This window comes from Janthinobacterium leeuwenhoeki (genome assembly GCF_051380795.1).
Taxonomy (GTDB): domain Bacteria; phylum Pseudomonadota; class Gammaproteobacteria; order Burkholderiales; family Burkholderiaceae_D; genus Janthinobacterium.
Genome location: NZ_JBNYXT010000045.1, coordinates 1 through 22,815 on the forward strand (window position 1 = coordinate 1; position 22,815 = coordinate 22,815).

Annotated in this window: 23 protein-coding genes; 12 read left to right on the top strand and 11 right to left on the bottom strand. The window is 60.1% G+C overall.

Annotated features, from left to right (window positions below; genetic code table 11):
• Positions 1-622: 622 nt before the first annotated feature.
• The 3 genes from ACQ4WS_RS23280 to ACQ4WS_RS23290 all read left to right on the top strand — a co-directional run bounded on the left by ACQ4WS_RS23280 (position 623) and on the right by ACQ4WS_RS23290 (position 4,087).
• Positions 623-1,915, top strand: a complete 1,293-nt coding sequence (locus tag ACQ4WS_RS23280; RefSeq protein ID WP_436479377.1) for a sensor histidine kinase — start codon at positions 623-625, stop codon at positions 1,913-1,915.
• A gap of 63 nt (positions 1,916-1,978) precedes the next feature.
• Positions 1,979-2,737 carry a LytR/AlgR family response regulator transcription factor gene (locus ACQ4WS_RS23285; RefSeq protein ID WP_034782231.1) on the top strand — a complete coding sequence of 253 codons (759 nt, stop codon included), beginning with the start codon at positions 1,979-1,981 and terminating at the stop codon, positions 2,735-2,737.
• Between the two features lie 159 nt (positions 2,738-2,896).
• Positions 2,897-4,087, top strand: coding sequence for a PAS domain-containing sensor histidine kinase (locus ACQ4WS_RS23290; protein ID WP_436479378.1), 1,191 nt, complete (start codon positions 2,897-2,899; stop codon positions 4,085-4,087).
• 45 nt (positions 4,088-4,132) lie between these two features.
• Here the strand turns inward: ACQ4WS_RS23290 and ACQ4WS_RS23295 are convergent, their stop codons facing one another.
• From ACQ4WS_RS23295 to ACQ4WS_RS23305, 3 genes are all read right to left on the bottom strand, one after another.
• A complete protein-coding gene (locus tag ACQ4WS_RS23295; protein WP_436479379.1) occupies positions 4,133-5,080 on the bottom strand; it encodes a porin in 948 nt (315 codons plus the stop codon).
• Positions 5,081-5,935: 855 nt separating this feature from the next.
• Positions 5,936-6,586, bottom strand: coding sequence for a class I SAM-dependent methyltransferase (locus tag ACQ4WS_RS23300; RefSeq protein WP_436479380.1), 651 nt, complete (start codon positions 6,584-6,586; stop codon positions 5,936-5,938).
• 61 nt (positions 6,587-6,647) lie between these two features.
• Positions 6,648-7,589, bottom strand: a complete 942-nt coding sequence (locus ACQ4WS_RS23305) for a CysB family HTH-type transcriptional regulator (RefSeq protein WP_436479381.1) — start codon at positions 7,587-7,589, stop codon at positions 6,648-6,650.
• Between the two features lie 160 nt (positions 7,590-7,749).
• Between ACQ4WS_RS23305 and ACQ4WS_RS23310 the strand changes: the two genes are divergently transcribed.
• The 8 genes from ACQ4WS_RS23310 to ACQ4WS_RS23345 all read left to right on the top strand — a co-directional run bounded on the left by ACQ4WS_RS23310 (position 7,750) and on the right by ACQ4WS_RS23345 (position 15,552).
• Positions 7,750-8,523: a sulfite exporter TauE/SafE family protein gene (locus ACQ4WS_RS23310; protein ID WP_034782225.1), complete on the top strand. Its 774-nt coding sequence runs from the start codon at positions 7,750-7,752 to the stop codon at positions 8,521-8,523.
• An 81-nt stretch (positions 8,524-8,604) separates the two neighbouring features.
• The gene (locus ACQ4WS_RS23315; RefSeq protein WP_436479382.1) at positions 8,605-10,293 is read left to right on the top strand and encodes a nitrite/sulfite reductase; all 1,689 of its coding nucleotides are present in this window, start codon (positions 8,605-8,607) and stop codon (positions 10,291-10,293) included.
• Positions 10,286-10,846, top strand: a complete 561-nt coding sequence (locus tag ACQ4WS_RS23320) for a DUF934 domain-containing protein (protein WP_436479383.1) — start codon at positions 10,286-10,288, stop codon at positions 10,844-10,846. The genes ACQ4WS_RS23315 and ACQ4WS_RS23320 overlap by 8 nt, the downstream gene beginning before the upstream one ends.
• A gap of 9 nt (positions 10,847-10,855) precedes the next feature.
• Complete coding sequence (locus ACQ4WS_RS23325; protein ID WP_436479384.1) at positions 10,856-11,572, top strand: phosphoadenylyl-sulfate reductase; 717 nt, start codon at positions 10,856-10,858, stop codon at positions 11,570-11,572.
• A gap of 40 nt (positions 11,573-11,612) precedes the next feature.
• The gene (gene cysD / locus ACQ4WS_RS23330) at positions 11,613-12,524 is read left to right on the top strand and encodes a sulfate adenylyltransferase subunit CysD (protein WP_436479385.1); all 912 of its coding nucleotides are present in this window, start codon (positions 11,613-11,615) and stop codon (positions 12,522-12,524) included.
• A complete protein-coding gene (locus ACQ4WS_RS23335; RefSeq protein ID WP_436479386.1) occupies positions 12,524-13,840 on the top strand; it encodes a sulfate adenylyltransferase subunit 1 in 1,317 nt (438 codons plus the stop codon). The genes cysD and ACQ4WS_RS23335 overlap by 1 nt, the downstream gene beginning before the upstream one ends.
• 27 nt (positions 13,841-13,867) lie before the next feature.
• A complete protein-coding gene (gene cobA, locus ACQ4WS_RS23340; RefSeq protein WP_436479387.1) occupies positions 13,868-14,632 on the top strand; it encodes a uroporphyrinogen-III C-methyltransferase in 765 nt (254 codons plus the stop codon).
• A gap of 245 nt (positions 14,633-14,877) precedes the next feature.
• A complete protein-coding gene (locus ACQ4WS_RS23345) occupies positions 14,878-15,552 on the top strand; it encodes a hypothetical protein (protein ID WP_436479388.1) in 675 nt (224 codons plus the stop codon).
• On the opposite strand, the gene ACQ4WS_RS23350 is transcribed toward ACQ4WS_RS23345, so the two are convergent.
• Genes ACQ4WS_RS23350 through lptF form a run of 4 tightly spaced genes read right to left on the bottom strand, consistent with a single transcriptional unit; the run spans position 15,535 to position 19,215 of the window.
• Entirely contained in the window at positions 15,535-16,500 is a 966-nt protein-coding gene (locus ACQ4WS_RS23350) for a Stealth CR1 domain-containing protein (RefSeq protein ID WP_436479389.1), read from the bottom strand. The two genes, ACQ4WS_RS23345 and ACQ4WS_RS23350, sit on opposite strands and share 18 nt — an antisense overlap.
• Complete coding sequence (locus ACQ4WS_RS23355) at positions 16,497-16,904, bottom strand: sirohydrochlorin chelatase (protein WP_436479390.1); 408 nt, start codon at positions 16,902-16,904, stop codon at positions 16,497-16,499. The genes ACQ4WS_RS23350 and ACQ4WS_RS23355 overlap by 4 nt, the downstream gene beginning before the upstream one ends.
• Complete coding sequence (gene lptG, locus ACQ4WS_RS23360) at positions 16,904-18,073, bottom strand: LPS export ABC transporter permease LptG (protein ID WP_436479391.1); 1,170 nt, start codon at positions 18,071-18,073, stop codon at positions 16,904-16,906. The genes ACQ4WS_RS23355 and lptG overlap by 1 nt, the downstream gene beginning before the upstream one ends.
• Positions 18,070-19,215 carry an LPS export ABC transporter permease LptF gene (lptF, locus tag ACQ4WS_RS23365; RefSeq protein ID WP_436479392.1) on the bottom strand — a complete coding sequence of 382 codons (1,146 nt, stop codon included), beginning with the start codon at positions 19,213-19,215 and terminating at the stop codon, positions 18,070-18,072. Before lptF ends, lptG begins: the two co-directional genes overlap by 4 nt.
• A gap of 67 nt (positions 19,216-19,282) precedes the next feature.
• Between lptF and ACQ4WS_RS23370 the strand changes: the two genes are divergently transcribed.
• Positions 19,283-20,776, top strand: a complete 1,494-nt coding sequence (locus ACQ4WS_RS23370; protein WP_436479393.1) for a leucyl aminopeptidase — start codon at positions 19,283-19,285, stop codon at positions 20,774-20,776.
• Positions 20,777-20,841: 65 nt separating this feature from the next.
• Here ACQ4WS_RS23370 and ACQ4WS_RS23375 read toward each other — a convergent pair whose 3' ends face one another.
• The 4 genes from ACQ4WS_RS23375 to ACQ4WS_RS23390 are packed head-to-tail and all read right to left on the bottom strand — an operon-like array spanning position 20,842 to position 22,454.
• Positions 20,842-21,369, bottom strand: coding sequence for a hypothetical protein (locus tag ACQ4WS_RS23375; protein ID WP_436479394.1), 528 nt, complete (start codon positions 21,367-21,369; stop codon positions 20,842-20,844).
• Positions 21,370-21,380: 11 nt separating this feature from the next.
• Positions 21,381-21,851: a CreA family protein gene (locus ACQ4WS_RS23380; RefSeq protein WP_436479395.1), complete on the bottom strand. Its 471-nt coding sequence runs from the start codon at positions 21,849-21,851 to the stop codon at positions 21,381-21,383.
• A gap of 32 nt (positions 21,852-21,883) precedes the next feature.
• The gene (locus ACQ4WS_RS23385) at positions 21,884-22,072 is read right to left on the bottom strand and encodes a DUF1653 domain-containing protein (protein WP_010395968.1); all 189 of its coding nucleotides are present in this window, start codon (positions 22,070-22,072) and stop codon (positions 21,884-21,886) included.
• A gap of 10 nt (positions 22,073-22,082) precedes the next feature.
• A complete protein-coding gene (locus ACQ4WS_RS23390; protein ID WP_436479396.1) occupies positions 22,083-22,454 on the bottom strand; it encodes a phiTE_015 family protein in 372 nt (123 codons plus the stop codon).
• Positions 22,455-22,815 lie beyond the last annotated feature (361 nt).

Sequence of the window (22,815 nt, forward strand, 5' to 3'; positions counted from 1 at the left end):
ATGCCGCCAGCGTTCAATCTGAGCCAGGATCAAACTCTTCAGTTTAATCTCTGTTACTTTGCCCTTTTACAGGCACCGTCATTGCTGACGGGTCGCTCACTCAAAAAACTGACAGGCTACTTCCGAAGAAGTATCCTATTTCATTATTTCTTGTGAACATTTGATATTTTAAGTTAGACGCCAATCCGAAGATCGACGCTGCACTTACACCAAATGCCCACACTTATCGACTGTTAATTGTTAAAGAACTGTGATCGGTACTGCTTTCGCGCTATTGACAAAGCGTTGTGTTTGTCAGCTGCGAAGAAGGAAGAGTATGAAGCGTTTGCAGCATTTCGTCAACCTTCTTTTTTACCCACTTCACTCAGCATTTGCATGCGTCGTTCAGCGAGGGGGCGAATTATAGCCCTGCCCCGCGCGCCCCGCAAGGGCTATTTTTCCACCCTCACCGCCCAGCAAGCCTTGTCTTCACTTCAAGCGCCTTTTTGTGCAGCCTGTCGCAATCGGCTGGCGTAGTTCGTGGTCTTTAGGCACAGTGGCAACATCAGACTCTGACGCTACTCAACAAGGGGTTAAACTTGCCCGCTGCGTCGATTAACTCTTGTACTTGAAAGTGCTCCCCATGCTTCCGATTTCCAGCCTGCCCCAATTGTTGAAAACCATCCTCGCTTGGTTGCAACGGGCATTCGACGCGACGACGACCTGGGTCACCCAGCTGTCCTGGTGGAAATTTTTCCTGTTCGCGGCGCTGGCCCTGATCGCTGGTTCCATTTTGCAAGATGAACTATTCTCGTCCAGCCCGGACGAGGAAGTTGTCATCAAGTCGCATAAACGCAGCAGCAAGGGCTCGGGTGAAACCAATATCCTGATCGACGATACGGGTATCCATTTCAACCCCCGCAACAGCAAGAACCGGCGCAGTAGCGCAGCCGATGCCGCCAGCGATCCCGCCGATGCCGCCGAGGCTGACGCACAAGCCAGTAGCGTGCCACCGGAACCGCCTGAACCACCAGCAGTCCCCGCCAAGCCCAATTATCCGGTGACCACCAATGCATCAGGGGAAGAAGTCCATATTGAATTGCCGCCGCAAATCGGTGAAGAGTTGTCGAATGCCATTGAAGAAGCGGTCGATGATGCGGCAGAACAAAAAGTGTCGCGCTATCACCAACAAGCGTCGACCTGGTTCAAGAGCTTCGTGTCCTTGCTGGTGTTGGCCCTGTTTGCCATGAAGGCCCTGGTGGGCGGCAAGAAACGTGCGGAAGCGCAAACCGTCACGGCAAACGAGGCAGCCGAGCGCGCATCCATGCAGCGCCAGCTCAGCGAAGCGAAGATGCAGATGATGCAGGCGCAAGTCGAGCCGCACTTCCTGTTCAACACGCTGGCCTCCGTCGAGCATTTGATCCAGGTTGATCCACCGCGCGCGGCCAAGATGCAGCGCAGCCTGATCCAGTATCTGCGCGCCGTGCTGCCGCAAATGCGCGACAACGCCCTGATTACCAACCTGGGCCGTGAAGCGGACATGGTGCAAGCATACTTGAACCTGCTGAAAATGCGCATGGAAGAACGCCTGACCGTCGATTTCCAGATTCCCGATGGCCTGCGCAGCGCCGCCTTCCCACCCATGATGCTGCAATCGATGGTGGAAAATGCCATCAAGCACGGCCTGGAAGTCAAACCGGAAGGCGGCACCCTGCGCATCGTGGCCGAAGTGGCACACAGCAAGCTGCGCGTGACGGTCACCGATGACGGCCTCGGCTTTGGCGTGGTGCCCAGCGATGGCACGGGGCTCGGCTTGCCCACCATCCGCGAACGCCTGAAGCTGTTGCATGGTGACCAGGGCAGCCTGACCATTACGCCAAATCAACCGTCCGGCGTGTGCGCCGTGATCGAAGTACCGTATCTGCTGTCCAAATAAGACAGTTGATAAAAACGCTAAATCATTGAATAATCAATCTTCGCCTGTTCACTCTTGAGACCTATGCCTACCGCTATTATTGCCGACGACGAAAGACTGATGCGCGACCAGCTGCGCCTGCGCCTGGGCCAAGCCTGGCCGGAACTGGAAATCATCGGCGAAGCCAAGAATGGCGACGAAGCGATCGAACTGGTGGAGCAACTCAAACCGGACTTTGCCTTTCTCGATATCCGCATGCCGGGCAAGACGGGTATGGAAGCGGCGCAAGTGATTGGTGGCAAGACCCATATCGTCTTCGTCACGGCCTATGATACCCACGCCGTCGAAGCCTTCGAACGGGGCGCCGTCGACTACGTGCTCAAGCCGCCCGAACATGAGCGCTTGCTGGTGACGGTGGAACGCCTGAAAACGCACTTGAACAAGCCGGCCCTGGACGTCAACAGCAGCGTCACGGCCATGCTGTCGCAACTGGCGGAAAAAATCACGGCCAAGCCCACCTACTTGCAATGGATACAGGCCAGCATCGGCCAGGACTTGCGCATGATCCCCGTGGAAGAGATTCTATTCTTCCGTTCTGACGAGAAATACACCTGCGTGCAGACAGCCAAGTATGAGGCGCTGATCCGCAAGCCCGTGCGCGATCTGGCCGAGGAACTCGATCCTTCGCTGTTCTGGCAAATCCACCGCGCCACCCTGGTCAATGTGAATGCCATCGAAGGCGTGACGCGCGACATCCGTGGCCGCCACCTGGTGCTCATCAAAGGCAAGTCCGACAAGCTCGAAGTGAGCCGCAGCTTCCTGCACCTGTTCAAGCAAATGTAAGTCTCTGGCCGCCGCCCGGCCCAGGCCGGTGCGGCACATGACACTCTTCTTCCCCTTCCTGCGCCACATCAAGCCACGCCGCGCCAACAGGCATAGGCTAAAGTCCTGTCCGTCATTCCTGTCTTGCCTGCCCTCGTACACGTTCGCAAGGAGAACCCCATGCCTGACCGAGGCAGCCCCACCCTGCTGCGCATCCTGCCGCTGGGCATGGCGGCGGCGCTTTTGCTGTGCCTTTTTCCGCCACTGAAAGCCCGCCGGCAACGGCAGGCGCGTGGCCAGGCCATCATCGACAGCGCCAGCGACGCCATCATCAGCATCGACAGCAGGCAAATCATCCTGCATGCGAACGCGGCGGCAGCCAGATTGTTCGACGACACGCCCAGAGGCATGCGCGGCATGCGCCTGGGCAACTACATCCTGCGCGACTTGCGCACCCTGGGCGGCCTGGGCAAGCACGATGGCGATTCGCCGTTTGGCGACATCAGCCAGAAGCTGCGCCTGACGGGCCGGCGCGCCACCGATTACACCTTGACGGGACGGCGCAGCGATGGCGACATGTTTCCGCTCGAAGGTTCGCTCTCTGCCATGCAGGAGGACGGCCATAGCGTGTATACCATCATCGTGCGTGAAATCAGTACGCGACAGCAAATGCATGAACAGCTGGCCCGCTCCTTTTCGCAATTGCGTGAATTGTCGAGCGCGTTGCAATCGATCCGCGAAGAAGAGCGCAAGCATATCGCGCGTGAACTACATGATGATCTGGGACAATTGCTGGCCACCTTGCGGGGCGACCTGACTCTGGTGCGCCAGCACACGGACACCACCACCTCCCTGCAAGCGCTGCTGCACAGCATGGACGGCTTGCTGGTGACAGCCATCACCTCGCTGCGGCGCATCGCCAGCAACCTGCGCCCGCGCGCACTCGATGAAGGGGGATTGTATTTTGCCCTACAAAAACTGCGCCACGACTTCCTGCTGCGCCGCGCCATCCATTTCGACTTGCTGGCCGACGAAGCCGACCTGGTGCTTGACGATGCACGCAGCACGGCCATCTACCGCATCGTGCAAGAAGCGCTGACGAATATCGCGCGCCATGCCGAGGCCAGCCACATCACCATCGCCCTGCACCGCATCGACTCCTCGCTGGCCATCGCCATCCAGGATGACGGCCGCGGCATCGCTGAACACGACCTGGAAAAAGCCACGGCGCTGGGCTTGCTGGGCATGCGCGAGCGGGTCTGGGGCTTGAATGGCAGCATCCATATCGGCGCCGATAGCGAGTTAGGCGGCACGCGCATCGAAATCTCGCTGCCCATGCATGCGGAAGCGGCAGCAGCGGCGATGCAATAAAAAAGGCGCCCGCAGGCGCCTCCACTCCATCACATCGAATGATGCTTAGAATTTGTGTGCCAGGCCGATCTGGTACGAAGTCAGCGATTTGACGCGCTCGCGGCCAGCGTAAGCGTACACGTCGGTACGCTTCGACAGGTGGTAATCGTAGCCGACGCCGAATTCCTTGATGGTGTCCCGATCCTTGAACTTGTTATTGCTTTGCTCTTGCTTGCCGTACGACACTTTGGCATCGCCGCCGCCAACCGTGTAGTTCAGGCCGATCAGGTAAGACTTGAATTCGCCGTTGGCAGCCACCTTGGTGTCGCCTTTCGAGTAGGCGGCCGTGATCTTGGCCGGGCCGAATTTATAGCCGCCACCGATGGACCACAGGTCAGGCTTGGCGGCCGTTGCCGTTGCTTGCACGGCTTTTTCGTAGCCAGCGTGCAAGCTGATCGGGCCGTTGTCGTAGGTTGCCAGGCCGATCACGCCTGCGTCAGCGCTGTTGACTTCGCTCAGCACGTATTGCAGGCTACCCACAAAACCTGCAAAGCTTGGGCTGTTGTAGGTCACGGCGTTGTTGACGCGCGACGTGCCGACGCCCGAACGCAGCAGCGTTTCATTGTTCTTGCCGACCACGCCGTAGGTGTTGAAAGGATCGACGCGGGCGATGGTGCCATCGACCAGGTTCTTGGTGCGGCCCAGAATGGCGGTACCGAACGCGCCTTTCAAGCCCACGTAAGCTTGACGATCGAATAACACGCCTTTTTGCGCGCCGGTGTCAGCCAGGAATTCACTTTCCAGGTTGAAAATTGCGGACAGGCCGCCACCCAGATCTTCCGTACCCTTGAAACCGAGGCGCGACGCATTGTTTTCGCGTTGTACCGTCGGCTGGCCAGTGGTCTTGGCAATACCGAGGTCAACCAGGCCGTACACGGTGACGTTCGATTGTGCTTGTGCCGTAGCTGCTGCGAAGGTGCCGATGATCAATGCTGCCAGAGTAATTTTTTTCACTTGAGATTCTCTACATTAGGTTGGACAAGAATGTTGCTGCTTAGCTGCTGAACCGAATCATGCCCACCAAATACTTCAACAATATGACATCGACAAGATGTTGTTTTTTAGCACAACATCTTGTCAGATAAAAACAACAGGATCGGGTAGGAGGCGGGGTTGCCCCCGCCGTCCTCCCACAACACCGGACGTACGGATCACGTATCCGGCGTTTCCTGACTACTGGGTTGCCCCAGCGAGCTTGGTTTCGTGCGTCGTGTCGCCTGTCGGTCTGCAAGCACCTCGGTTACGGCAAAGACTTCCGGTCTCGTCCATTGACCAAGGCCCTCCTTTATCAGAGGCTTGCGCCCTGCCCGCTCAGAGAGCACGCGTGACTGTCCACTCATGTCAGGTTCAGCCCTTCACCACTCCGGTTCCGAGCGGCTAATATGGCCTCTGCTGACTCCCACCAATCCATCCCGGCACCTTGCGATGCCGGTAGCACGAGGCAGATTGATGGGCCTCCCAGGGTAATTCGCGCGACCTTCATGCTTATGTCTGTCGGATCTACGTCATAGCGTTCCGTGCAAGTATCGGGCTTTACAGATATCGGACTGCTTACCCCGCTACGCCGCCTAATCCGCTTCCTGTGCGTCAGACCAGCATTTTGCCTGCGGCTTCCTTCAGATTCCGCCTTGCGACGGACACCCTTGCCGTTCAGCTAGCACTTCCCCTTGCCGGGTGTGCAGAGGACTTTCACCTCCAAGTCACTCAACTAACCACCACAGTCAGTCGAGCCGCGCTCGCGCGCGTCGCGCCATGCCTGGCGCACCGAAAAAAAACCGCCCGAGGGCGGTTGATGTTGCCGTTCCGGCCTTATTTCAGGCGGCAGCTCAGCAGCCAATAGTATTCCAGGCGCTTCATGCGAATTTCGCGGGCCGAGTGGGCAAACTTCTTGCGCAAGTGGCTATCCGATGGGAAATTTTTCAGCACTTCATAGCGCTCGCCCCCATCCGTCGTGCGGAACTGGTGGGTGTTGCCTTCCAGGTCAGTACGCGCGATGACCGTGCTGCTGCCATCGACATAGGAATTGTCGATCAGTACCAGCAGGATGTCCTTGCCCAGCTTGCTGCGCAATTGCTTCAGGTATTTGTCCTGGTCTTCGCGCTTGACGTGCGACCACCAGAAGCCGGCGAACACGGCAGTGAACTTGCCCAGCAAGTCATCGGGCAAGTTAAACGCGTCGAGCCTGGCGAAGGTGACGTTGTCGGGCAAGCCGCGCTTTTGTGCCAGCGCCAGCATTTCATCGTTGATATCGGTGGCCAGCACGGACTCGGCCGACTCGGCGACCACTTCCGTCCAGTAGCCGGTACCGCAAGCCAGCTCCAGCACGGTGTGGCCTTCCAGCACGTCGGCGACCTTGTCGCGCAACACTTCCAGGTCTTCCTGGCGTTCGGGCTTGTCATAGACGCGCTCGTACTGCTGCGCGATGGTGGCGTAATATTTGGCAAGCTGATCGGTAATCATTGTTTCTTCTCTTCTTAAATAATCTTGGCCAGGCACCTCGCCCGGTCCACTTCATGCATTGTTATAGTTCGTAGTGCTCTTTATCGCCGCTCATCGCCTGCTCGATGAGCTTGCGGTTCAGTGTCGGCGTCAGCAACTCGATAAAGGTATAGATATAGCTGCGCAAATACGCGCCCTGCTTGACGGCCACGCGCGACACATTCATGCCAAACAGGTGGCCGACAGGGATGGAACGCAAGCCTTTGTCGCGCTCGGCATCGAAGGCCATACCCGCTATGATACCAATCCCCATGCCCAACTCGACATAAGTCTTGATGACGTCGGCATCGATGGCTTCCAGCAAGACGTCCGGCTTCAAGCCGCGCAGCACGAAAGCGTGGTCGATCTTGTTGCGTCCGGCGAACGCGCTATCATAGGTAATCAGCGGGAAGGCGGCGATCTCCTCCAGGGTCACGGACTTCGATTTGAGCAGCGGATGGTCGACCGGCACCACGACCACATGTTCCCATTGATAACAGGGCAAGGTGATCAGGCCATCGATGGCGGCGATCGATTCCGTGGCGATGGCCAGATCGGCCTGGTCGCGCTGCACCATCTCGGCGATCTGGCGCGGATTGCCTTGCAACAACGATAATCTAACCTTGGGGAACTTTAGCATGAAGGCTTGCACCACCTTGGGCAAGGTGTAGCGCGCCTGCGTATGCGTGGTGGCAATGGTAAAGCTGCCGCTGTCCTGCGCCGCGAATTCCTTGCCGATGCGCTTCATGCTGTCGATTTCCTGCATGATCAGCTCGACCGATTCCAGCACCAGGCGGCCCGGCTCCGTCAAGCCACGGATGCGCTTGCCATGGCGTGTAAAAATGTCTACACCCAGCTCTTCCTCCAGCTCGATGATGGCTTTCGATACGCCCGGTTGCGACGTAAACAAGGCCTTGGCGGCATCCGTCAGGTTGTAATTCTGCCGGACCGCTTCGCGCACGAAGCGCAGTTGATGGAGATTCATTGCTGGTTTGCCCTAGATTGCCGTGATTTGCCGAGTTTCCGCCCCACCCATGATTTTGCGTTCATGCATATACGCATATCGCATATAAGCAAATGCGTACTAAGTAGTTTGGAATAAACACTAAGTTTATTACTATTGCGAGTACTTTGGGGGTGCAAGCATGACTTTGTCTTATATAGTCTCAGGATTTGCCGTAGGATTACTCGTAGGAATGACCGGCGTGGGCGGCGGTTCGCTGATGACGCCGCTGTTAACCCTGCTGTTTGGCGTGCCGCCTTCCGTAGCCGTGGGCACCGACCTGGCGTTCGCCTCGATTACCAAGAGCGCCGGCACCCTGACGCACCGCCTGCGCGGCACCATCCGCTGGGATATCGTCAAACGCCTGTGCATCGGCGCCCTGCCCGCCGCCGTCATCGCGACCCTGGCCCTGAAATCGTTCGGCACCCTGTCGCCGGAAATCGGCCAGATCATCCGTTACTCGATCGCCGGCTCTGTGCTGCTGACCGTCGTGGCACTCATTTTCAAGGGCCGCATGCTGGCCTGGATCAATGCGCATCCCGAGAAACAATTACAAGGCAACAAGCTTGCCGCCGCGACCATTATTTCCGGCGCCGTGCTGGGCGTGCTGGTGACGGTCTCGTCGATCGGCGCCGGCGCCATCGGCGCGACCCTGCTGGTGATGCTGTATCCACGCATGAGCTCAGCCGAAGTGGCGGGCACCGATATCGCCTACGCCGTGCCCCTGACGGCCATCGCCGCTCTCGGCCACTGGTGGCTCGGTTCCATCCACTGGGAATTGCTGGCCTCGCTGCTGGTCGGCTCCCTGCCCGGCATCACGCTCGGTTCCTGGGTCGCCCGCTCGGTGCCGGAAAAGTTTTTACGCGTACTGCTGGCGATGACCTTGACCGGCGTGGCAGTGAAGCTAATCTATTAATTACCGAACAAGTGACAAGAGCAGTATCAAGAACATAATCCCAGGCAATCTTCCAGCACCCCGGCTTTTTTAGGAATTGATATGTACCATTACGATCAGTACGACCACCTCATCATCAAAGAACGCATCGCCCAGTACCGAGACCAGGTTGCGCGCCGTATCGCCAATGAACTGACGGAAGAGGAATTCATTCCGCTGCGCCTGCAAAACGGCTTGTACATGCAACGCCACGCCTACATGCTGCGCATCGCCGTGCCGTACGGCTTGCTGTCGTCGAAGCAGATGCGCATGTTCGCGCACATCGCGCGCAAATACGACCGCGGCTATGGCCACTTCACGACACGCCAGAACATCCAGTTCAACTGGATCGAGCTGGAGCAAACGCCCGATATCCTGACGGACCTGGCCTCCGTGGAAATGCACGCGATCCAGACCTCGGGCAACTGTATCCGAAATACAACATCGGATCCGTACGCCGGCGTCGCGGCCGATGAAATCATCGATCCGCGCCCGTATGCGGAAGTGTTGCGCCAGTGGAGCACCTTCCACCCCGAGTTCATCGCCCTGCCGCGTAAATTCAAGGTCGCCATCAATGGCGCCGAAGAAGACCGCGCCGCCATCGCCGTGCACGATATCGGCTTGACGGCCGTGCGCAACGAGGCTGGCGAAGTGGGCTTCAAGGTGATGGCGGGCGGTGGCATGGGCCGCACGCCGATTTTGGGCAGCGTCGTGCGCGAATTCTTGCCGTGGCAACATTTGCTGACGTACATCCAGGCCATCATGCGCGTGTACAACTTGCACGGCCGCCGCGACAACAAATACAAGGCGCGCATCAAGATTCTGTTGAAAGCCATCGGCGTGGAAGAATTCACGCGCCAGGTAGAAGCAGAGTGGGTCGACTTGAAGGATGGGCCGGAAACATTGACGGCCGAGGAAATGCAGCGCGTGGCGGATTTTTTCAATCCGCCCGCCTACCTGCCCCTGCCGGAACTCGATTACAAGGCGGAACACGCGGACAACAAGGCGTATGTGAACTGGCTGGCGCGCAACGTCAAGCCGCACCAGCGCCCCGGCTACGTGGCCGTAGTACTGTCCTTGAAGAAAACGGGTGTGCCACCTGGCGATGCGACGGCCGAGCAGATCGACTTCGTGGCCGATCTCTCCGACCGCTACAGCTTTGGCGAATTGCGCGTGACGCATGAGCAAAACCTGGTACTGGCCGATGTGGAACAATCGAAACTATTCAAACTGTGGCAGGAAGCCAAGGCGCACGGCCTGGCCACGCCGAACATCGGCTTGCTGACGGACATGATCTGCTGCCCGGGCGGCGATTTCTGCTCGCTGGCCAACGCCAAGTCGCTGCCGATCGCGGCCGCCATTGCGGAACGTTTCGACAGCATCGACTTCCAGCACGACATCGGCGAAATCGAACTGAATATTTCCGGCTGCATCAATGCCTGCGGCCACCATCACGTGGGCAGCATCGGCATCCTGGGCGTCGACAAGGATGGCAGCGAATGGTATCAAGTGTCGATTGGCGGCGCGCAAGGCAACAACGCGGCCATCGGCAAGATCATCGGACCATCGTTCTCTTCCCTGCAGATGCCTGAAGTCATCGGCCGCCTGCTGCACGTCTACGTGCGCGACCGCCATGAAGGTGAGCGCTTCGTCGACACGGCCCAGCGCCTGGGCCTGGCGCCGTTCAAGGAACATGTCTATGCAACGCCGATCACGGTCGGCAACCTGGTGGGAGAAGACGAATATGTTTGAAGTACGCGAAGAAATCATCAAGAACGCCGCCGTGGTGCCGAATGCCTGGGGCTTGCTGCGCCTCGATGAAAACGACACGCCGGAAACGGTCGTCGTGCCTGCCGGCAAGGTCATCGTGCCCCTGCCCGTGTGGCAAGCCCAGCGCGAGAGCCTGCTGGCGCGCCTGCCCGACATCGGCGTCTGGCTGGCCAGCGACGAGCGGCCGGAAGAACTGGCTGCCGACGTGGCGCAACTGCCCGTCATCGGCGTGGACTTCCCGAAATTCACGGATGGCCGCGGCTATTCCATCGCCTTCAACCTGCGCGCCCGCCTGGGTTTCCAGGGTGAATTGCGCGCCATCGGCGACGTGCTGCGCGACCAGCTGTTTTCCATGCACCGGGTCGGCTTCGATGCGTATGCGACGCGTCCGGACCGCAGCATCCATGACGCTCTGAAAGGGCTGTCCGTCTTTTCGGAAACCTATCAGGCCTCGTGGGATCAAAAATCACCGCTGTTCCGCCGTCACCAGCGCGAAGGCCAGAATCCTGACCTCGACAACGCGGCCGGCATCTGAGGGCCCGTCATGAGCGATTTGACTTCTTTGATTCACGCCACCGAGCAAACGCTGACACGCATCGCCGCGGACTTTTCGCCGGCCGTGTTCGCGTCCAGCCTGGCAGCCGAAGACATGGTGCTGACTGACTTGATACTCAAGGCGAAGCTGCCCATCGGCATCTTTTCTCTGGAAACAGGACGGTTGCACCAGGAAACCCTGGCCGTGCTCGACAAGGTCAAGGCCCGTTACGAGCACGACATCACCCTGTACCGCCCGCAGCCCGAAGCGGTGGCCGCCTACGTGGAACAGAATGGCCTCAACGCCTTTTATAACAGCGTCGAGATGCGCCGCGAATGCTGCCGCATCCGCAAGGTCGAGCCGCTGGGCCGCGCCCTGGCCGGCAACAAGGCCTGGATCACGGGACAACGCCGCGCCCAGTCCACCACGCGCGCTGAATTGCACGTGCAGGAGATTGATGCGGCGCACGCGATGACGAAATTCAATCCGCTGGCGGACTGGTCGGAAGAGGACGTGTGGGCGTATATCCGCGCCAACGACGTGCCCTACAACGCGCTGCACGACCAGGGCTATCCGTCGATCGGCTGCGAACCGTGCACGCGGGCCGTCCAGCCGGGCGAAGATGTACGGGCCGGGCGTTGGTGGTGGGAAAATCCGGACTCCAAGGAATGCGGCCTGCACATGGTGGACGGTAAGTTGATACGCATCAAATCCGTGGCAGCCTGAACAGACACAACAGACTCAGCAGAACAAGAAAGCACCCCATATGAGCAATATTTTGAACCAGCGTCACCTCGACAGCCTTGAATCGGAAGCCATCCACATCATGCGCGAAGTGGCGGCCGAATCGGCCAATCCCGCGCTGCTGTTTTCCGGCGGCAAGGACTCCGTCGTCCTGCTGCGCCTGGCCGAGAAAGCCTTCCGCCCAGGCAAGTTCCCATTTCCCCTCGTGCATATCGACACGGGCCACAACTTCCCGGAGGTCATCACCTTCCGTGACAAGAAGGTGGCGGAACTGGGCGAGCGCCTGATCGTCGGCTCCGTGGAAGACTCGATCCAGCGCGGCACCGTGCGCCTGCGCAACCCGGCCACGGACTCGCGCAATGCGGCGCAAGCCGTGACCTTGCTGGAAACCATCGCCGAACATAAATTTGACGCCTGCATCGGCGGCGCGCGCCGCGATGAGGAAAAAGCCCGCGCCAAGGAACGCATTTTTTCGTTCCGCGACGAATTCGGCGCCTGGGACCCGAAAGCCCAGCGTCCCGAGCTGTGGGACTTGTATAACACCCGCGTGCATCCGGGTGAAAACATGCGCGTCTTCCCCATCTCGAACTGGACGGAGCTGGATGTGTGGCAATACATTGCCCGCGAAAAACTGGAATTGCCGCCGATCTACTTCGCGCACGAGCGCCAGGTGATCCCGCGCAACGGTTTGCTGGTGCCGCTGACGGATTTGACGCCGCCGCGCGAAGGCGAAACCGTGGAAACGCAAATCGTGCGCTTCCGCACGGTGGGCGATATCTCGTGCACCTGCCCCGTGTCATCCGATGCGGCGACGGTCGACGCCATCATCGCCGAGACGGCAATCACGCAAATCACGGAACGTGGCGCCACCCGCATGGATGACCAGACTTCCGAAGCCTCGATGGAAAAACGCAAGAAAGCAGGGTATTTCTAATGAACGCAGTCATCTCCAACACAACTCTCACCGACAGCGTAGAGCGCGGCATGCTGCGCTTCATCACGGCAGGTTCCGTCGATGATGGCAAGAGCACCCTGATCGGCCGTTTGCTGTTCGATAGCAAGGGCATCTTCGCCGACCAGCTCGACGCCATGTCGCGCTCCAAGCACAAGCGCACGGTGGGCGACACGGTCGACCTGTCGCTGCTGACGGACGGCCTGGAAGCGGAACGCGAGCAAGGCATCACCATCGACGTGGCTTACCGTTACTTTGCCACGCCGAAACGCAAATTCATCATCGCCGACACGCCGGGCCACGAGCAATACACGCGCAACATGGTCACGGGGGCTTCCACGGCCGACGCCGTCATCATCCTGATCGACGTATCGAAAGTCAAACTCGGTGACGATGGCAGCGTGGAACTCCTGATCCAGACCAAGCGCCATTCGACGATTGCCCATTTGCTGCAGATCGAGCACGTGGTCGTCGCCGTCAACAAGATGGATCTGGTTGACTACGATGAGACGGTCTATAACCGCATCGTCGCCGCCTACCGCACATTTGCCCAGTCGCTGGGCTTGAAGGACATCACGCCGATTCCCCTGTCCGCATTGACCGGCGACAACGTCGTCGAACGCGGCGACAAACTGGGCTGGTACACGGGTCCGACCCTGATCGAGCTGCTTGAGTCCTTGTCCGTCTACGACGAATCGCACGACACGCCATTCCGTTTCCCCGTGCAACTGGTGGCGCGCCACAATGGTCATGAAGCAAACGACTTCCGCGGCTACATGGGCCGCATCGAAGCGGGCAAGGTCAGCATCGGCGACACCCTGGTGGTGCAACCATCGGGCCAGACGGCAACCGTCAAGGATATCGTCACCCTGGACGGTTCGCTGCCAACGGCCGTGGTCGGCCAGTCCGTGACCCTGCTGCTCAATGAATACCTCGACATTTCGCGTGGCGACTTGCTGGCCAGCAGCGAGCGTCCTGCCACCCTGCTGAAACAGGTGGTAGCCGACGTGTGCTGGCTGTCGGAAGACGCGCTGGACCTGCGCCGCAAGTACTGGATCAAGCACGGCACGAAGCAGACGGCGGCAAAAGTGACGGCGATTGAATCGATCCTCGACATCAATACGCAGCAGCGCCATCCGGCTGAAGGCTTGAAGCTGAACGACATCGCCCGCATCAGCCTGAACGTGCAGCAAGCGCTGGCAGCCGATGCGTATGCCGATATCCGTGCCACGGGTGCATTCATCCTGATCGATGAAGTCACCCATCAGACCGTCGCGGCGGGAATGGTTCGCCTGTAACCGGCGTCTCGACTGAAGAAAGCAAACATGCACAACTCCACCACTCTGCCCGGCAAGGTCTACCTGATCGGTGCCGGCCCCGGCGCGCAAGACCTGATGACCTTGCGCGGTGCGCGCCTGCTGGCGCGAGCGGACGTCGTGCTGCACGACGCGCTGGTCACCGAAGAGATGCTGGAGCTGTGCCCCCAGGCGCAAAAGATTCTGGTCGGCAAGCGCTGCGGCCAGTTGTCGACGGCGCAGGCGTTCATCAACAAGCAACTGGTCGACAATGCGCGCAAGCACGCCGTCGTGGTGCGCCTGAAAGGGGGCGACCCCATGCTGTTCGGCCGCGCCGACGAGGAATTGCGCGCGCTGGAAGAGGCAGGTATCGCCGTCGAAGTGGTGCCCGGCATTACCACGGCCCTGGCGGCGGCCGCCGCAACACAGCAGCCGCTGACCAAACGGGGCGTGTCACGCAGCGTGGCCTTTTTCACGTCCAGCACGGCGCCGGGCGAACCGGACCAGACGCGCATCCCCGACTGCGATACCCTGGTGCAATACATGGGTGGCCGCGAAGCCATCGCCACGGCGCAGCGTCTGCTGGCGCAGGGACGCCGTGCCGACACCCCGGTGGTAGTGATTGAAAACTGCAGCCGCCCGGACCAGCGCATCGTGCGCCTGCCGCTGAGCGCCCTGGCACATGGCCTGGGCGACACCCACGGCCCCGTGCTGGTGATGCTGGGCGACGCCATGGCCGCGCGCACGCAGCAGGCTATCGAAGAAGCAGCGACCATTCTGGCACGCCATGCTTGATTTAACACACCATGTTTTACCGACTTGAAAGTCAGTAACCGACGTATTCCGAGGAAACATGATACGATGCCCACGCATCTTTTCTCGAGAAGTTATTGCGTGATAGCAATGAAATTCGCGCTTTGCCCGCCATAGCGCCTGCCATGCGGCTTCCCGGCGAACGGAACCACTGGCAATCTCCCCGAAAAAAGCTGCGCCCGCAGGCTGCAATACCGCGCCGCGCAACTTTAGCCTTACGACTACACATGAATTTCACCTCCATGCGCGAAGCCCTGACTTCGTTCAGCCGCAGCAATGTCGGCGTCGCCAGCGCTGTGCTGTTCAGCATGCTCGCCTCCATCGCTCTGTGGACAGTGTTCCCGAATATCGACGACGAAAACCATTTGCTGGAATGGCTGCAGGCGCTGTTCCTGGCCCTGGCTTGCACGGTGCACGGCGTGCGCGCCTGGCAAGAGACTGACCGCCAGTCCTTGCGCTTCCTCATGCATGCAGGCTTGTGCGCCCTGCTGTTCGGCTTCCTGCTGCGCGAACTCGATATCGACCAGTTCGGCACGGCGCCCGCCTGGGCGCAGCTGGAAAAAGCCCTGCGCGTGGTGGAATTGCTGATACTGATACGCGTGCTGATCTTTTTCGCGCCGCGTTGCCGTAAGGTATTTGCCCATGCCGGCCTGATTTTCAGCATGCGCATCACCATCCTGACGGCCATCGGCGGCTTGCTGATGGTCGCCGGCTGGCCCTTCGACAAGAAAGTCTTCCATGGCATGCCGGACGCCTACGCGCTGCTGGGCGAGGAAGTCTTCGAACTGGGTGCCTATTTGCTGCTGTTCCTCGCTTCGCTGTCCGACAGCTCGGCCGCCGCCCGCATCAGCCTGGCACCTGAGAAAAAAGCGGCTGAATCGTCTTCACATTTCAAAGGATGACGCCAGCGGCAGCAGCCGCTGCAAGGTAGCGGCCACGCGCAGCAGGCGCGGATCGTCGTCCTCGGCCTCGTCGCAGGTATCGTTGATACAGAAAAACGGCAAGCTGCCGAAACGCGCCGCCAGCTCCTCAAGCTGCTGCGGTGCGTCCACATCGCCGCTGGCGATATGCAGCGGGTCGAGCATGCGCGAGCGCGCCAGCCCCTGATGCACCATCCAGCGCGGCACCAGGTCGGGCAGCAATGCCGGCACCTGCCACGAGCGGAACACCGTCGCGCGCACGCCGGCAAACATGGCCGGCGCCAGCCCTTCCAGTGCATGCAGCGCGCTTTTCAGCATGGGCCGCGGCGCGTGCGCATACAGGCGCGGTTCATGCCGGTAGTTGGCGTACTGCGCCGACAGCCATTGCCGCGACAAGGTGGCGCAATTGACAGGCGCCGCCACGTCGGCGCGCAAGTCCGGCATATCCTCCTGCAGCGCGCTCTCCGTAAACACGCTCAAACGCCGCTCGCCTTCCCCGCCAAACCAGAATGCGGGCTCGAACGGCGCGCCAAAAAATACGTCGTCGTTCAAATACAGGAAGCGCTCCGACAGGCCCGGAATATGGTGCAGGTACGATTCGATATGGCCGGAGTCGAACACGGGCAAGGCGGCGCCGGGCATCAGGCTGGCATGGTCGATCACCGTCAGGCGCGGTGAGGCGCGCAGCCAATGGGGCACTTGCCGGTCCGTCAGCAGGTAGATGTGGCCGTGGCCGGGGAAGAAGCGCTCGAGCGCGCGCAAGTTGTAGCGCAGTTCGCCGTTGTCGCGATAGCGCCCCGCCACGTTGCCATGCAGGGCCAGTTGGCCGGGATGCGCCAGCGCCCAGGCGGCATACGCCTGCTGCCGGCGCGTACGCCAGGCGGGATCGGCGCCGTCAACCCACAGGTAGACGATGTCGATGTCGCTCAAGGGAGAGGGCTGGAGCCTGGCGCCGCCACGCAGTAATCAGCGATGGCAGCGAGCACGCTGGCGTTCTCGCCCACCGCCTCGACCACCTTCAGGCGCAATGCCGGATGCTGCTGGCGCAGCTCTTCCAGCAACAGCGGCAAGTCGCGCAACACGTGCCCGCCCTGTCCCAGGAACACCGGCACTACCGTGATGTCCAGGGTGGCGCCAACGGGCAGCTCGGCCAGCAGGGTCGCTACCAGTTCGGGCAGGCGTGGCGTCATCAGTTCCAGGAAGGTCAGGTGCACGCTCGTATCGGGCATGCGCGCCTGGGTCAGGTCGCGCAGGCGCTCGAAGGGCGCAGCCCACGATGCGGCGCGCGCGCCATGGGCAAACAAGATCAGTGCCTGTTTCACGTTCGTCTCCATCAGTGTCTTTCCACCCACCACAGAGCGCCCAGCGCCAGCAGCAGATACAGGGTGCTCGGCGCCACCGCCGTCAGGAAGGCCGGCCAGGTACTGAGCAGCCCAAGATGCGAAAACAGGGTGTTGACCAGCATGAAGCTGACGCCGATCATGATGCCGATGAAGATCTTCAGGCTGATGCCGCCGCTGCGCGTGTGCATGTAGGCGAACGGCAGCGCCAGCGCCATCAGCACGAAAATGGCCAGCGGATCGATCAGCTTTTTCCAGAAGGCGATGCGGAAACGCTCCGTTTCCTGCTTGTTCTCGGCCAGGTGGCGCGTGTACACAGCCAGCTCGCTGGCTGACATGCGCTCGGGATCGGACGCCGACACCGTCAGGATCTTCGGCGTCACTTCCGACGTCATGTCCTTGCTGGCGCTTTGCACCGTGCGCACCAGGCTCGTTTCCTGCCCATAGTAGTTCGCCAGCTTCGGCTCGAAGCCGGGCGAAGTCGCCGCGCTGTTCGAGAACGAGGTTTCCGTCACATCGGTCAGGCGCCAGATATTATTGCCCTGATACGTCGCCCCTTTGGCCACGGTGAGGGTGCGCAAACGCATATCGGTGTCGAATTCATACAGCTTGACGTTTTTCAGCTGGCCGTCCGGACGCGCTTCGCCGACATTGAAAAAGCGCGAACCGGTGACGGTGCCCGTCAGGCCATCGCTCTTGACCATGTCCTTGGTCCACAGGCCGGAGCGAAACTCGCTCGACACGGCAGCGCCGCGCGAGGTCAGCTTGAGGCGTTCGGCCAGCGGTTCCGTGCGCGGGGTAATGAACTCGCCGAAAATGAAAGTGATGACGACGAAGACGATACCGATGCGTAACAGGAAACCGGCCGCCATCGCCGTCGACATGCTCGATGCGCGCATGATGGTAAATTCGGAACTGGCGGCAAATTGCGCCATCGTGTAGATCGTGCCGATCAGCGCCGCGATCGGCATCACCTCGTACACGTGCCCCGGCACCAGCACCAGCACGTACAGGAAGGCATACTGGATGGTGTAACCGTTGCGGCCCACCTTCGGCAACTCGCCCGTCAGGTCGATGAAGGCTTGCAGTGCCAGGAAGGCCAGCAGCACGAACAGCACCGCCTGGAATATCGAGACCGCAAAATAGCGCTGTAAAATCTTCATGTCGATGCCGCTTTACTTGGTTTGCCGGCGCGGCGCGCGCGCTTGAAGGACGCCAGCAGGACCAGCGGATGATAGCGGTGATTCACATTCAGGCGCCACGCAAACAACGCCACCACGGCCAGCGCCGCCAGCAGGTGCAGCGGCCACCAGGCCAGACCGAAGGTCAGGCGGCCCTGCTTCACGCTCGCTTCGATGACCTTGATCAGGTTGCTGTAGGTAAAGAAAATCAGCAGGGCGATGATCAGGTTGGCAGAACTGCCGGCACGCGGATTGACAAAGCCCAGCGGAATGGCCAGCAGGATCAGCATCAGGCCGATCAGGGGCGCGCTGACCCGCCACAGCAATTCGGCCATGGTGTAGGGATTCGGATTGGCGACCAGCGCCATGGTGCTCATGGCGCGCACGCCCAGTTCCGCGCCCAGTTCCTGCTGCTTGCTCTCGATGCGCATGATGTACTGTTCGAATTCCATGGTCTGGAAGTCCGCTTGCGTCGGCACGCCCTGGTAGCGGCGGCCGCTTTTGAGCACCAGGAAACGTTCGCCCTTGGCGTCGGTATTGATCACGCCTTCCTTGGCGACGACGACGACGGCGCTGCCTTTTTCATCGACGGTATTGACGAAGACGTTTTGCACCACGGTCTTCTCGCCGCTGACGCCCTCGACGAAGAAGATGCGGTTGCTGCCGGCCGATTCACGGAACTGGCCCGGCGTGACTTTCTGCAGGTCTTCGCGCTTTTCAAAGCGCGCCACATACTCATCGCTTTTCTTTTGCGCCCACGGCGTGGCGTACAGGCTCAGGACGCCGGTGGCCAGTACCAGCGGCAGGCCGAAGCTGAGCACAGGCCAGATCCAGCGCGACAGGCTCAGGCCGGAGGCGAACCACACCACCATCTCCGACTCCTTGTAGCTGCGCGTGACGACCATCAGCACCGAAATGAATCCGGTGAGGATGATGATGGTGGGCAGCTGCATCAGGGCGGAAAATACCATCAGGGACATCACGTCGGCCGACGCGATCTTGCCGCCCGCCGCCTTGCCCAGGATACCGATCAGCATCCAGGTGAGCAGGATACTGAACAAAACGGTGAAGGTGGCCCCGGCGGCACTAGCCAATTCACGTCGAAGGGCGCGTTGAAAGATCATTCGGAGTTTATAATTCGGGTCAGTTAGTTGAGTAACACGTTACTAGTAAATGAAAACGGAGAACCAAATGGACTTTAGCATAAAAGCATTCGATACCAAGAGCACCCTCGGCACGGCCAAAAGCGGATGCATCGCGGTTGCGGTATTCGAAAACAAAAAACTGTCGCCAGCGGCAAAATCGCTGGACAGCAAGGGTGCGATTTCGGCTGCGCTGAAGTCCGGCGACATCAGCGGCAAGCCTGGCAGCACCTTGCTGCTGCGCGCGGTCGATGGCGTCGCCGCCGAACGTGTTCTGCTGGTAGGCATGGGCAGCGATGACACTGTCAGCGAAAAAAGCTTCGCGACCGGCGTACAAGCCGCACTGAAGGCCTTCGGCTCGCTGGGCGCTGCGGACGCCATTATCGCATTACCGCTGGCTGAAGTGAAAGAGCGCGACGTAAATTGGGCAATCCGTTGCGTGGTGCAAGCCGCCCATGACAGCGAATACCGCTGCGACTCGCAAAAAAGCAAAAAAGATCCGGCGCCAGCAGGCGTGCGCAAGATCGTCCTGGCAGCTGCGGCGACAAGCGCCACGCGCGGCGCGCTGGCGCAAGCCATCGCCATCGCCAACGGCTCCGACCTGACGCGCAAGCTGGGCGACCTGCCGGCAAACGTCGCCAATCCGACCTACCTGGCCAACACGGCCAAGCAGTTGGCCAAGGATTACAAGTTTGAAGTCGAAGTGCTGGAGCGCAAACAACTCGAAGCGCTGAAAATGGGCAGCTTCCTGTCCGTCACCAACGGCAGCGAGCAGCCGCCGAAATTCATCGTCCTGAAGCACATGGGCGGCAAGGCCAAGGATGCGCCGGTGGTCCTGGTCGGCAAGGGCATCACCTTCGACACGGGCGGCATTTCGATCAAGGCCGGTCCTGGCATGGATGAAATGAAGTACGACATGTGCGGCGCCGCCTCGGTACTGGGCACCTTCCGCGCCATCGGCGAAATGAACCTGAAGCTGAACGTCATCGGCGTCATCGCCGCGTGCGAAAACATGCCATCGGGCCGTGCCACCAAGCCGGGCGACATCGTCACCTCCATGAACGGCCTGACCATCGAAGTGCTGAACACGGACGCCGAAGGCCGTCTGGTGCTGTGCGACGCGCTGACCTACGCCGAACGTTTCAAGCCGGCAGCCGTGGTCGATATCGCCACCCTAACGGGCGCTTGCGTCGTGGCTCTGGGCCACCACAACAGCGGCCTGTTTACGCGCAGCGATGCGGCGCATGACCAGCTGGCCAATGAATTGCTGGCAGCGGGCAAACAGTCGAGCGACACGGCATGGCGCATGCCGATCGAAGAGGCGTATAACGAGCAGCTGAAATCGAACTTCGCCGACCTGGCCAACATCGGCACACCAGGCGGCGGTTCGGTGACGGCAGCGGCCTTCCTGGAAAACTTCACCAAGAAGTACACCTGGGCGCATCTGGACATCGCCGGCACAGCATGGAAATCGGGCGGCGCAAAAGGCGCGACCGGCCGTCCAGTGCCCCTGCTGACGACGTTCCTCATCAACCGCGTGTAAGAGAACGCCAGAAGACAGCCGCCACGGTCACTGCCCTGGCGGCTTTTTCATGCGTGGCGTATTAATTAGTAGACGACGGGATTGGGCAAAGGCGATGGCGCCACCTTCGGCTGCACCACTATCTCCGGCACGGCAGCAGCTGGCGGCGGCGCTGGAATCGGCGGGGCCGGCGGCACCAGGCGCGCGGGGTCTTGCATGACGATGGTCAAAATCGATGGATAGTCGAAGCCGGCGCCCGTGTTACGGTCGATGAAATAGCCTACGCCCAGGGTCAGGATGACATTGCCCCAGACGCTGGCATTGAGCTTGGGATCGATGTGGTCGTCCGTCGCGATGGCGGGCGAACCGTGCCTGCGGCAGTCGACCTTCAACGGCTCCCGGCTCTTGCGGATGGTGATGCGTCCCGGCGTGGTGACAAACCACTTGCCCACGTCGTTGCTGAGGATGCAGCCGGCACCCGTCAATTCGCGGTTGTCCTGGATGGTTTGCACCAGCACCATCTGCTCGGTGTTGCCCGTCAGCGTAGCGCAGCCGCCCAGGCCAAACAGCAGCAGCGTCCTGGCGGCAAGGGCGGCAGACGATGGCACACGCATGGGAAGCTCGCTTAACGGACGGGAATCGGCTGGTCGCCGGGCACAGCGACGGCAGTGACGCTGTTTTTCGGACTGCCGTCGATCAGGCGGTCGGAATACACGAGGTAGACCAGCGCATTGCGCTTGCTGTCGACCATGCGCACGACGCGCACATGCTTGAAGAAGATCGAGGCGCGCTCGGTAAACACTTCTTCCTGGCGCGGCAGCTTGCCCTTGAATTGCAGCGGCCCCACCTGGCGGCAAGCCACGGCCGCATCGGCCTTGTCTTCGGCCAGGCCGACGGCGCCCTTGAGGCCGCCCGTCTTGGCGCGCGACAGATAGCAGCTGACGCCAGCGACGCGCGGATCGTCATACGCTTCGACGACAATCTTGTGGTCAGGGCCAATCAGTTTGAACACCGTGTCGACCGAACCGATGGTTTCGGCCTGCGCCGCGGCGCAGGCAAAGGTCAGCAGCAAAGCGGCAGGCAGCAATTTACGCATGAAAGAATCCCGGGCACGCACGCAGGCGGCCTTCAGTTGATGGGGGCGAAACGCTGGACCATGACGCCTTCGACTTCGATCAGTTGAAAGAACACGTCTTTCGGCCGGGTCCAGATAGTACCGTCGGCGGCGCGATACACGATCATCGGCGTCAGATCCGCTTCCAGCGTGGCTTCGCACACCAGTTCATAAATGCCGCCCTTGTAGTGCCGATAACGCATCGCCGTCCCCTCAAGCCGTTGAATCTTCGCTCTTGTCGTCGGCCAGTGCCCTTTGCTTCTGCTTCAGGCCCTGGATCACTTTCAGTATACCTTCCATGCCGGCCGCGCCATCGGCGCCGCTGAAGGCGTCAAGCACCTCATTGAGCACCTTGTTGCGCACGGTCGCTTCATCGGAGGACATTTCCAGCGCGCGCTGGGCTTTTGCCGCCTTTTCAGCCGCGCTCACGCGCGGCTTGGCAGCCATCTTGCCATGCGTCAGAGCTGCCTGCCAGATAACCCAGCGACGCTGGGTCTCGAAAATCAGGTACTCATCGGGTTTGTCTTCTCTTCGCCGCACAATGTGGCCGTCACGCTGCGCCCACGCTTCAAATGCAGTTCGCATTTTCTTCCTTTGCAAATGCTACGCGCAAGTCTCACTATTAAAACTGCAACATTTCAAAATAGTACCATCTATTGATGTCGCAAAACAGTCTCATAGATATAGTACTGCAATTTATATAACAAGTCTGGCGGCGCCAAGGACGGAATTGACGCTCCTTCCCCGGCACAGTGGTCATGTAATCGGAATAGCAATTACAACTAATTACAACTGCTTCCTGTTCGGTTCTTAACTTGGCTGTAACAAAGCCGTATGACACAGTTGTTACACGGTGCCATTTTAGTAGTATTTATCACGTTTTAGCGAGAAACTTTACACCTTTGTCGCCTTAAACGGCGGGACGCAGCCCGCCACGCCAGCCACT